Source organism: Flavobacterium enshiense (assembly GCF_022836875.1).
GTDB lineage: Bacteria > Bacteroidota > Bacteroidia > Flavobacteriales > Flavobacteriaceae > Flavobacterium > Flavobacterium enshiense_A.
Map to the genome: position 1 here is coordinate 1,254,768 of NZ_CP090376.1, position 12,610 is coordinate 1,267,377.

The following is a 12,610-nucleotide window of genomic DNA, read 5'->3' on the forward strand; positions in this document are numbered from 1 at the left end:
ATATCTTGAAATTAGAATATTTTATAGCCAAAAGACTCGTTACTGCTAAAAATTATAAAAGTAGTATTTCTGCTCCAATTATAAAAATTGCGATTGCCGCTATTTCTATTGGAATGGTTATGATGATAGTTTCCGTGGCTACCGGTATGGGGTTGCAGCAAAAAATACGCCAGAAAGTGTCGGCCTTTAACGGTCATGTGATTATTTCCAACTACGACGATAATCAGTCGGAAGTCAGTGTGGAACCTATTTCGATACATCAGGATTTTTACCCGACGTTCAAAAGTGTTGAAGGAATCAGTCATATTCAGGCAGTGGCCACTAAGGCAGGGATCATCCGAACCGAAAAAGCATTCGAAGGAATTGTTTTCAAGGGTGTCGGAAAGGATTACCGGTGGCAAAACTTGGAGGAATACATAGTTGCGGGGGGAATACCTGATTTGAAAAGCAATTTGAATCCGGAAGTTGTTATTTCAGAATATATGGCTAACCGCCTTCAGTTGAAACTGGGCGATAAGTTCAATACATTTTTTATGAAGGAAGAAGGGAAGTTGCCCAACCTTCGTAATTTTAAAATTGTCGGGATTTACAATTCCGGTTTCCAGGAATTTGATGCTACCTATATAATAGGAGATATTCGCCACTTGCAGCGAATCAACAAATGGCAAAAAGACGAAGTGGGTGCTTTCGAGGTTTTTTTAGATGACTTTTCAATGATAAAAGAAAAAGGAGAGGAAGTCTATGACGAAATTCCGCCGACCTATAATAGTATTACCATCGAGGAAAAGTATTTCAATATTTTTGAATGGTTAAAATTGTTCGACTTCAATATAGTAGTGATTCTTATTATCATGATAGTGGTGGCTACTATTAATATGGTGGTAGCTTTGTTGGTGCTTATTTTGGAACGCACCCAAATGATCGGGATCCTAAAAGCGATTGGGGCCAACAACTGGACAATTCGAAAAATATTTTTGTACAATGCCGGTCATTTGATTCTTCGCGGATTGTTTTGGGGGAATCTTGTCGGTCTTGGTGTACTGTTTATACAAAAGTATTTTGGTATCATCAAGCTCAATCCGGAAAATTACTATGTGACCGAAGCTCCGGTTTCATTTTCTATACCTTATATAGTAGCTTTAAATGTGGGGACGATTTTGGTTTGTCTGTTCGTTTTGCTGATTCCTTCCTATATAATTACTAAAATTTCTCCGGTAAAAGCAATCCGATTCGATTAGAAGCGAAGCGTTCAGGCTATTTTGTGATGGTCGTTCCCGCTGTCCGCTCTACGCGGTGCCGCTCCCATCGGGGCTAGGGGATGGGTTTTGTGGATTTATCGGTAAACTTTTTTGGGACTGTTGCCTATATATAGTATAGTAGAAACAAACTTGACTGCTCCGCTGTTTTACTTCTTTCCGATTTTCGAAAAAAAACTTTCAAGGGTTATGAAATGGTTATCAGCGAGTTAAGGAAAGGGAGTGAAAAAAGATTAAAAAAAGACCGGAAATAATTAGGAGTTACGCAAAAGAGTGCTACTTTTGCACTCGCAATAACGGCACAGTTCTACTGACATTTTGAAACAAAACGGATCGAAAAGATTTTGAAAAAAGTTAAAAAAAGATTTGGTTTGTAAAGAAAAAAGAAAGTATCTTTGCCACCCGCAAAACACGGTAAAGTTCATTGGAAATATTGAGTAAGTGATTGGAATTACGATTTAGAAATTAAATCGAAAAATAATTCAAAAAAGCTTGCGAGATTAAAAAAAGGAGTTACCTTTGCAGCCCGCTAAAACGGGAAGTTCTTAAAAATACTGACGACAAAATGGAAAGAAAATTTTTTCAAAAAAAAGTTTCAAAAAGTTTTGCCAGTTAAAAATTAAGTTCTAGTTTTGCACCCGCTAACCGAAAGGCTGGCGAGAAAAAATAAGAAGACACGTTCATAGACATATTGAATTGACAGCATTGAAACGAAGCAATTCGTTTCAAGATTAAGAGAGAGTAAGACTCGAGTAGATTAGAAAAAACCTAGCATCTTTATCGACAATATTAAAATATACGATGAAGAGTTTGATCCTGGCTCAGGATGAACGCTAGCGGCAGGCCTAACACATGCAAGTCGAGGGGTAGAGTTAGCTTGCTAACTTGAGACCGGCGCACGGGTGCGTAACGCGTATGCAATCTACCTTGTACAGAGGGATAGCCCAGAGAAATTTGGATTAATACCTCATAGTGTTATGATGTGGCATCACATTATAACTAAAGTTCCAACGGTACAAGATGAGCATGCGTCCCATTAGCTAGTTGGTGTGGTAACGGCATACCAAGGCAATGATGGGTAGGGGTCCTGAGAGGGAGATCCCCCACACTGGTACTGAGACACGGACCAGACTCCTACGGGAGGCAGCAGTGAGGAATATTGGTCAATGGGCGCAAGCCTGAACCAGCCATGCCGCGTGCAGGATGACGGTCCTATGGATTGTAAACTGCTTTTATACGGGAAGAAACACTCCTACGTGTAGGAACTTGACGGTACCGTAAGAATAAGGATCGGCTAACTCCGTGCCAGCAGCCGCGGTAATACGGAGGATCCAAGCGTTATCCGGAATCATTGGGTTTAAAGGGTCCGTAGGCGGTCTTATAAGTCAGTGGTGAAAGCCCATCGCTTAACGATGGAACGGCCATTGATACTGTAAGACTTGAATTAGTGGGAAGTAACTAGAATATGTAGTGTAGCGGTGAAATGCTTAGATATTACATGGAATACCAATTGCGAAGGCAGGTTACTATCACTATATTGACGCTGATGGACGAAAGCGTGGGGAGCGAACAGGATTAGATACCCTGGTAGTCCACGCCGTAAACGATGGATACTAGCTGTTCGGAGCAATCTGAGTGGCTAAGCGAAAGTGATAAGTATCCCACCTGGGGAGTACGTTCGCAAGAATGAAACTCAAAGGAATTGACGGGGGCCCGCACAAGCGGAGGAGCATGTGGTTTAATTCGATGATACGCGAGGAACCTTACCAGGGCTTAAATGGGAGACGACAGGACTGGAAACAGTTTTTTCTTCGGACGTCTTTCAAGGTGCTGCATGGTTGTCGTCAGCTCGTGCCGTGAGGTGTCAGGTTAAGTCCTATAACGAGCGCAACCCCTATTGTTAGTTGCCAGCGGGTCATGCCGGGAACTCTAACAAGACTGCCGGTGCAAACCGTGAGGAAGGTGGGGATGACGTCAAATCATCACGGCCCTTACGTCCTGGGCTACACACGTGCTACAATGGGCGGTACAGAGAGCAGCCACCACGCAAGTGGGCGCGAATCTTCAAAACCGTTCTCAGTTCGGATCGGAGTCTGCAACTCGACTCCGTGAAGCTGGATTCGCTAGTAATCGCATATCAGCCATGATGCGGTGAATACGTTCCCGGGCCTTGTACACACCGCCCGTCAAGCCATGGAAGCTGGGGGTACCTGAAGTCGGTGACCGCAAGGAGCTGCCTAGGGTAAAACTAGTAACTGGGGCTAAGTCGTAACAAGGTAGCCGTACCGGAAGGTGCGGCTGGAACACCTCCTTTCTAGAGAAAAGATTAAGATCTGGGATTTTAATTGAAAGAAGATTACTCTCGCTGTTAGTTCAAATATTACAATAATTAAAAAACAGAGTCTCGTAGCTCAGCTGGTTAGAGTACTACACTGATAATGTAGGGGTCCCCAGTTCGAGTCTGGGCGGGACTACTAAGTTTTTTGATTGTAAAAGGAAATTTTAGAGGTTGAGTGGCCGTTTGAAGTACTGTTAACTGAAAACTGTTAACTGAACACTAGAAACGGGGGATTAGCTCAGCTGGCTAGAGCGCCTGCCTTGCACGCAGGAGGTCATCGGTTCGACTCCGATATTCTCCACGAGTTTCGAAAGAGACGAAAGTTCATTGACATATTGAGATAAAAAAACATTTAAAAAGTAGAAAGAACACAGTTTTTGCCTATTTATAGGTAAGAATGAAAGTACAATAAGCAAAATAAGGGCGTATGGGGGATGCCTAGGCTCTCAGAGGCGATGAAGGACGTGATAAGCTGCGAAAAGCTGCGGGGATTGGCACATACGAATTGATCCGCAGATATCCGAATGGGGCAACCCACTATATTGAAGATATAGTACCCGATAGGGGGCAAACCCGCTGAACTGAAACATCTAAGTAGGCGGAGGAGAAGAAAACAAAAGTGATTCCGTAAGTAGTGGCGAGCGAACGCGGATTAGCCCAAACCAATGTTGTTACGGCAATGTTGGGGTTGTAGGACCACGACATTTCTTGCGGATTGAATTAGAATAACCTGGAAAGGTTAACCATAGAGGGTGATAGTCCCGTATAAGTAAGAAAAGATAAGGATAGTGGTATCCTGAGTAGGGCGGGGCACGTGAAACCCTGTCTGAATCTGGCGGGACCATCCGCTAAGGCTAAATACTCCTGAGAGACCGATAGTGAACCAGTACTGTGAAGGAAAGGTGAAAAGAACCGTGAATAACGGAGTGAAATAGATCCTGAAACCATACGCTTACAAGCGGTCGGAGCCCTTTAGTGGGGTGACGGCGTGCCTTTTGCATAATGAGCCTACGAGTTACCGTTGCTGGCAAGGATAAGCACTTCAGGTGTGGATCCGTAGCGAAAGCGAGTCTGAATAGGGCGCTTTAGTCAGTAGTGGTAGACGCGAAACCGTGTGATCTACCCATGGGCAGGATGAAGCTGTGGTAACACACAGTGGAGGTCCGAACCGGTTGACGTTGAAAAGTCTTCGGATGACCTGTGGGTAGGGGTGAAAGGCCAATCAAACTCGGAAATAGCTCGTACTCCCCGAAATGCATTTAGGTGCAGCGCTGTGTATAGTTATATAGAGGTAGAGCTACTGATTGGATGCGGGGGCTTCACCGCCTACCAATTCCTGACAAACTCCGAATGCTATATAATGTTTCACAGCAGTGAGGGCATGGGTGCTAAGGTCCATGTCCGAGAGGGAAAGAACCCAGACCATCAGCTAAGGTCCCCAAATGTATGCTAAGTTGAAAAAACGAGGTTTGTCTGCCCAGACAGCTAGGATGTTGGCTTGGAAGCAGCCATTCATTTAAAGAGTGCGTAACAGCTCACTAGTCGAGCGGACGAGCATGGATAATAATCGGGCATAAGTATACTACCGAAGCTATGGATTTACGTTTTACGTAAGTGGTAGGGGAGCATTCTAACAGGGCTGAAGGTGTGAGGCGACTCATGCTGGACCGGTTAGAAAAGAAAATGTAGGCATAAGTAACGATAATGCGGGCGAGAAACCCGCACACCGAAAGACTAAGGTTTCCTCAGCTATGCTAATCAGCTGAGGGTTAGTCGGGTCCTAAGGCGAACCCGAAAGGGACAGTCGATGGCCAACGGGTTAATATTCCCGTACTACTTATAATTGTGATGGGGTGACGGAGTGATGAAAGCACCGCGAACTGACGGAATAGTTCGTTAAAGTACTTAGCTATAGGTCCCGTAGTAAAATGCGCGGGAACTGGTGAAATACGATAGTACACGGAGTCTTCGGACAAAGTGATAGTGTGCCTAAGGGCTTCCAAGAAAAACCTCTAAACTTAGATTATAAGTACCCGTACCGTAAACCGACACAGGTAGTCGAGGAGAGAATCCTAAGGTGCTCGAGAGATTCATGGCTAAGGAATTAGGCAAAATAGACCTGTAACTTCGGGAGAAAGGTCGCCAGCGCAAGCTGGCCGCAGTGAAGAGGTCCAGGCGACTGTTTATCAAAAACACAGGGCTCTGCAAAATCGTAAGATGAAGTATAGGGCCTGACACCTGCCCGGTGCTGGAAGGTTAAGAGGAGATGTTATCTTCGGAGAAGCATTGAATTGAAGCCCCAGTAAACGGCGGCCGTAACTATAACGGTCCTAAGGTAGCGAAATTCCTTGTCGGGTAAGTTCCGACCTGCACGAATGGTGTAACGATCTGGACACTGTCTCAGCCATGAGCTCGGTGAAATTGTAGTATCGGTGAAGATGCCGATTACCCGCAGTGGGACGAAAAGACCCTGTGCACCTTTACTATAGCTTAGTATTGGTCTTGGATAAGTGATGTGTAGGATAGGTGGGAGACTGTGAAATGGCGTCGCCAGGCGTTGTGGAGTCATTGTTGAAATACCACCCTTTGCTTATCTGAGATCTAACCCCGCAAAGCGGGGGACATTGCTTGGTGGGTAGTTTGACTGGGGTGGTCGCCTCCAAAAGAGTAACGGAGGCTTCTAAAGGTTCCCTCAGCACGCTTGGTAACCGTGCGTAGAGTGCAATGGCATAAGGGAGCTTGACTGAGAGACATACAGGTCGATCAGGTACGAAAGTAGAGCATAGTGATCCGGTGGTTCCGCATGGAAGGGCCATCGCTCAAAGGATAAAAGGTACGCCGGGGATAACAGGCTGATCTCCCCCAAGAGCTCATATCGACGGGGGGGTTTGGCACCTCGATGTCGGCTCGTCACATCCTGGGGCTGGAGAAGGTCCCAAGGGTTGGGCTGTTCGCCCATTAAAGTGGCACGCGAGCTGGGTTCAGAACGTCGTGAGACAGTTCGGTCTCTATCTACTGTGGGCGTTAGAAATTTGAGTGGATCTGATTCTAGTACGAGAGGACCGAATTGGACGAACCTCTGGTGTATCTGTTGTTCCGCCAGGAGCACCGCAGAGTAGCTACGTTCGGAAGGGATAAGCGCTGAAAGCATATAAGCGCGAAACCCACCACAAGATGAGATTTCTTTTAAGGGTCGTGGAAGATGACCACGTTGATAGGCTATAGATGTAAAGGCAGTAATGTCATAGTCGAGTAGTACTAATAACCCGTAAGCTTATGTACGCTTTTCCTCCCGCTTCGGCGGGAGGGAGAAACTTTCTAAATAATGATTATTTATCTCAGTATGTTAAGATATTATTGTAATGTTAGTTCCGATAACATCGGAATTACCCTTGCATAACGACTTAAGGTGGTTATTGCGGCGGGGCTCACCTCTTCCCATTCCGAACAGAGTAGTTAAGCCCGCCTGCGCAGATGGTACTGCAATCTTGTGGGAGAGTATGTCGCCGCCTTTCTTTTGAAAAGCCCTTCACGAAAGTGAAGGGCTTTTTTGTTTTATATCGGTTTTGTTTTTAGAAAAATGAAGGTAAAAGTTGCTGCAAAACTGCGGAAAACTATGTGCAGCTTTGCTTTTGGAGATCCTTATCACTATGTGGTGGGGATTTTTTTGTTTTTAAACCGTTTTATTTTTAGGAAAAGTAAAGGTAAAATCAAAGCAAATCTGTGAGAGATTATGAGATGGTTTACTTTTGGGAACCCTGTCCATTGGATAGGTTTTTTTGTTTTAAGCGGTTTGGCTTTCGTGAAAAATAAAGCTAAAATAAACGTAAGTTTTTGTCAGATAATGTATTGGCTTTGTTTTAAAAATCTTTATAGGGAAGAAGCCTGTAAAAAAACAGATTGTTTTCTTTTAAAATCTACAGGGTCTGAAATATTGGCGAAAAAGGATTGCTCTCCAGCCCCGGGTGGAGTGGAAATCCCGGCATTGGGAGGTTGCTGCGCAAACTCGCATTGACGGATTGCAATGGAACACGGGAAATCGAAGATTCAACGGAGTTAATGACGTATAGCAATCAAAAACGACTATTCGCTTCGAAGAAAATAAAATGTGGGTTTATTTTAAATTGTTATTCTCTTCGGAGTTGAGTTAAAAGTATATAATATATTAAGGAGTACTTTTGTGTATCCTTCTTAAGATGATCGCAATAATTAATCGGATTCACGTCGTGATAAAAAAAAGCTGTCCGAACTTGGACAGCTTCAAAAGATTTGGTTTTAAAAAGGGTGTTCTTTTATTCTTTAATAAATCGTTTTGTACCAACCGATCTGCTGTCAGAGATTTCTATAATATAAATTCCCGAAGGCAGCGTGTCTACCTTAATGGAATTGTTGTTGGTGTCGCCATAGGCTACCTGTTGTCCAGTCAAATTAAAGATTTTGTATGAAGCATTGCTTTCGATACCTGAGAAATATAATGTTCCATCTTTTACCGGATTCGGATACAATTTCAATGACAGCGTGCCAAGTTCTCCTTTAGTAACCGCTACAGATTCATCATTAATTTCGTTGGCATTTTTAACAAAAGCACCACTAACAATAGTAACAGTATAATCTTCCACTTCGCCGTTAGTAAATACTTCACAGGCAGTCGGTAAACCATTGTATTTCATTGAAACTCTCATTCTAGTGGCTCCAGTTACTGCTGTAGACGGAATGATAAAGTTACCGCTTACAGAAGTAGATTTTGTTTTTGACTTACTGAAAATAAGTTCATTCGAACCAAAATTTCCATCTTTGTTAAAATCAATCCAAACGCAATATGCTTCATTTGCCGACATACCATTCCATCCAGGAGTAATAGTAATTGAAGCTGTAGAACCTGTTGATAAACTGGTTGATTGTGTTGTGTAATTACCGTATCCGTTGTTGTTTCCTGAAAGATTGTTAATTGATCCCAATTGAACGCGGTTTATATATTCTCTGGATGTGCTTGCTGATGAATTACAATAAGTAATACTTGTACCCAATGCAGTTACATTCACAGTGTTACTTGCCGTTGACACATTTCCAGCTGCATCTATAGCGGTTACATAGAAATTGTAAGCTGTAGAAGCAGACATACCAGAAACAGCTAATGTAGTTCCAGTCACGGTTGTTTTCAACACACCGTTTTGATATACATTATAACCGGTAACGCCGACATTATCAGAAGCGACAGTCCAAGACAGATTGGTGCTTGAAGTCGTAGTTCCCGTAGCAGAAAGTGTCGAAGCTGTCGGCGCTGCAGTATCAGTTAAAGCAGACGTAGTCACGCTTACTGTATTACTTGCAGAAGATACGTTTCCAGCTGCATCTTTAGCGGTTACATAGAAATTGTAAGCTGTTGAAGCAGATAAACCAGAAACAGCCAATGAAGTCGCAGTAGTTGTTGTTTTCAATACTCCGTTTTGATATACATTATAACCAGTAACACCTACGTTATCAGAAGCGGCAGTCCAAGACAGATTAGTGCTTGAAGCTGTAGTTCCCGAAGCAGAAAGCGTTGAAGCTGTGGGAGCAGTGGTATCTGTCGGAGCAGATGTGGTTACATTTACAATGTTACTTGTAGTTGATACGTTTCCAGCTGCATCTTTTGCCGTAACATAGAAGTTGTAAGCTGTTGAAGCAGTCAAACCAGAAACAGCTAATGATGTGCCAGTAACGGTTGTTTTCAACACACCGTTTTGATATACGTTATAACCGGTAACACCTACGTTATCAGTAGCCGCAGTCCAAGTCAGGTTAGTGCTTGAAGCAGTGGTTCCCGAAGCAGAAAGTGTTGAAGCTGTCGGAGCAGTGGTATCTGCCGGAGCAAGTGTAGTCACGTTTGCCGTGTTACTTGCAGAAGATACGTTTCCGGCCGCATCTTTTGCTTTTACGTGAAAGTTATAGGTTGTAGAAGACGATAGACTCGTTACAGCCAACGATGTAGCAGTAGTTGTTGTTTTCAATACACCGTTTTGATATACATCGTATCCTGTTACGCCTACATTATCATTAGCCGCAGTCCAAGTCAGATTAGTGCTTGAAGCAGTAGTTCCTGAAGCCCAAAGCGTTGAAGCTGTCGGAGCAGCAGTATCTGCAGAACCGGTAATAGTGAAGTTAGCATTGTTTACATCAAAGAAAATGTGGTTGCTTCCTTTAACCATAATTCTGTTTGTAGTTCCTGGCATATTTGGAATTACTACGCTTTGTGAACCGTCATTTGGAGTTCCTGTAAGTAAAGCAATTGGGAACGTTTGTCCACCATCGGTTGATAATAAAATATCTACATTAGCACAGTTTACACCATTGGCATTAGTTCCTGCAACAGTCCAGTTAATGGTTTGAGAGGTGCCAGCGGCATATGATACAGCGGTATTTTGAGTGTCAACAGTAAAAGGTCCAGCTGCACCATCCACGGTCAAAACAACATCATCGGTATTGTTGGAACCACCTCCCGCTCTGTTATCACGAACGGTTAAACGGAAGTTTAATGTTCTTGCAACACCAGGTAAAGTTTCTGAAGTTATATATCTACCAGCTGTACTTGTTTCCCCTGTCAAAATTGTATTCATATTTGGAAAATATCTGGTAGCAGAAGTAGTAGGCGGGTATGATCTGAAAATAGCCCCACTTGTAGCGGTATTTGTAGGAACTGTAGTAGTAGCACTACCTAAATCCATTTGTTCCCATGAGTACGTTAATATGTCATTTGTGTTTCCGTCTGTAGCAGCACCGGTTAACACGAAAGGAGTGCCTTTAGGGATAGTGTAGTCTAATCCCGCATTAACCACTGGCACAGCATTACTTGTATTGGTAATTGTGCCGCAAGTTTTTGTTTTTAAATTATCGGTAACTTGTTGGATACTGATAGCATGAAAATAATCATCAGAGTATGCTTGGATGTCTTTCACTGTTTTACCTGCATAGCTCATGATTGTCGAACCACTACCAGGCTCCATTTGTGCTGTATTACTGTTTTCAGTCACATAAGTAAATGTGTGTTTTGCACCTAATTGATGTGCTAATTCATGTGCTGCTATTTCTACATCAAATTGATCACCTTCTGGAACATATAGTGTTGATGTGTATGCTTTGCCTTTGTAATTAGTCACACCTATACAACCGATACAGCCAGAATTTCCACCACCAATCACAGAATCGAATAAATGACCTAAATCATAATTAACATCACCAATGGTTGTATTTAAATTAGTTTGTAACTCGTTTGGGATATACGCTTTTGTTGAATAAGGATCCGTCGTAGCATTTGTATAAAGGATCGCATCATTGTTAGCAACAAGTACCAAACGCACGCCGAAATCTCTTTCGAAAATACCATTTACACGAGTAAGTGTGTTTGTTATACCGGCTAAAGCCAAAGCTTTGGTGCCGCCAAAATAAGCGGCATATTCTCCAGTACAAGAAACAGCTAATCTATATGTGCGTAATTTAGCATCATCTGCGCCACGTGCAACAAAAGTATTAGAAGAGCTATAGTTGCTTTCGGCTGAATGATCTACACCGCAGTCGAATTTTTCTAAATCTTCTACATGATCTGTAGTTCTATAAACAGTATAGTTGTTAGTGCTGTTATTAATAGGCTCAATATAAACTGTTTCCTTATTGGGATAGATAGTCATAGATTTAAATCCTAATGGCGAACTGCTCAAGTAAACGCGTGCATTTGGGTTGTCTATACCAACAGCTACATAGGATTTGATTTCCGGGTATTTGGCTGCCAGTTCCGGAGCCATAACGGAGTTTTCGTAAACTTTAAAGTTTTCCAATTTGCCTTGTCCGTTTGGTAATGAAATGATTGTATTAGAAGTAATGTTGGAAGCATCTCTTTTAGGAGATTTGGCCAACATCTTTTTCATAGTAGGTAAATCTAAATCGAAAATATTTTTTTGTGGTAAGTTAGATTGAGTAATTCTACCTGCGGTTTCTTTTGTATTACTCTTTTTCCATAAAGCATCTTTACTTTGAGCGATTCCGTAGTAAGTAACGGTAAATAATAGGGCAGCACATATCAATCTTTTCATAGACTATTATTTTTTATTAATCGGCTCAAAATTAATCGGTTAGAATAAAATATCGATGAAATTAACTAAAAAATCGATGAAATGCATGTTTTTTTTCTATTTGTGAGATTCACGCTATAGTTTTGAATGATTCTTGTGAAAAAATTGGTAATAAAAATCTGAATTATTTGATTTTTAATGAATTTATTTTGTGGATTTTTGCAATTTTATGACTGTCTTTATTTAAGAAATATTTCGAATACTGTTATTTAAAAAGTGAGAAAATTATAGCAATATTGTAAAGTGTGAATATTTATTTTCAATGATCCGGCACCAATTTTTGAAGTGTGGTCTACTGTTTTTTAGAATAGAAAATCAAGGTAATTGTTGCAATTCTGTCATAAAGCCTATACCTTTTTGAAGTTCTTGTTAAAAACGTAGTTTTTTGTTTTGTAGTAGTATAAAATGTTGTATCTAAAAGACATTATACATATTTTTTATGTCATTAATATTCAGATTTAAAGTTTTTGTGAGATTCTAAACGTATTGTTAAGTAATTGGTAATTAATGGATTACTAAAAAAGTTAAAGTCGTAAAATGTTTCTGTTTTTTTGTAAGGCTACTTAAAATAGTGTTAAATTTGTATCGATAAACTTCATATGGTTATTAGACGGTTCGATGGTTAATTGTGATTGCGACATGCAATAATACCTCCACAAAAATCAATTAACATTTTTACGATACTTTTCAAATGGTTCGACGATTAATTGTGATAGTTATGTGCAATAAGACCTGCACAAAAATCAATTAAAATTTTAAAATAATTCTTAAACGTTCGACAGTTAATTGTGATTGCGACGTTCAATAATATTCCCTCAAAAAAACGATTTTCAGAAGGTTCGATGGTTAATTGTGATTGCGACGTGCAATAATACCTCCACATAAATCAATTAACATTTTTACGATACTTT

The 12,610-nt window shown here is 41.5% G+C and carries 2 protein-coding genes, 2 tRNA genes and 3 rRNA genes; 6 read left to right on the forward strand and 1 reads right to left on the reverse strand.

Translation table 11 applies throughout. The features are described 5' to 3' along the window. Positions 1-5 precede the first annotated feature (5 nt). From LZF87_RS05675 to rrf, 6 genes are all read left to right on the forward strand, one after another. On the forward strand, positions 6-1,238 hold the full coding sequence (locus LZF87_RS05675; RefSeq protein WP_244342834.1) for an ABC transporter permease: 1,233 nt from the start codon (positions 6-8) through the stop codon (positions 1,236-1,238). 816 nt (positions 1,239-2,054) lie between these two features. Then, positions 2,055-3,570, forward strand: a 16S ribosomal RNA gene (locus LZF87_RS05680). A gap of 86 nt (positions 3,571-3,656) precedes the next feature. Further along, positions 3,657-3,730: transfer RNA gene (locus tag LZF87_RS05685), tRNA-Ile, on the forward strand. A gap of 91 nt (positions 3,731-3,821) precedes the next feature. Then, positions 3,822-3,895: transfer RNA gene (locus LZF87_RS05690), tRNA-Ala, on the forward strand. A 105-nt stretch (positions 3,896-4,000) separates the two neighbouring features. After that, positions 4,001-6,876, forward strand: a 23S ribosomal RNA gene (locus tag LZF87_RS05695). A 123-nt stretch (positions 6,877-6,999) separates the two neighbouring features. Then, positions 7,000-7,109, forward strand: a 5S ribosomal RNA gene (gene rrf / locus LZF87_RS05700). Together the 16S, 23S and 5S rRNA genes with 2 tRNA genes alongside form the textbook arrangement of a ribosomal RNA operon. A gap of 777 nt (positions 7,110-7,886) precedes the next feature. On the opposite strand, the gene LZF87_RS05705 is transcribed toward rrf, so the two are convergent. Then, positions 7,887-11,660: a reprolysin-like metallopeptidase gene (locus LZF87_RS05705; protein ID WP_244342835.1), complete on the reverse strand. Its 3,774-nt coding sequence runs from the start codon at positions 11,658-11,660 to the stop codon at positions 7,887-7,889. Positions 11,661-12,610 lie beyond the last annotated feature (950 nt).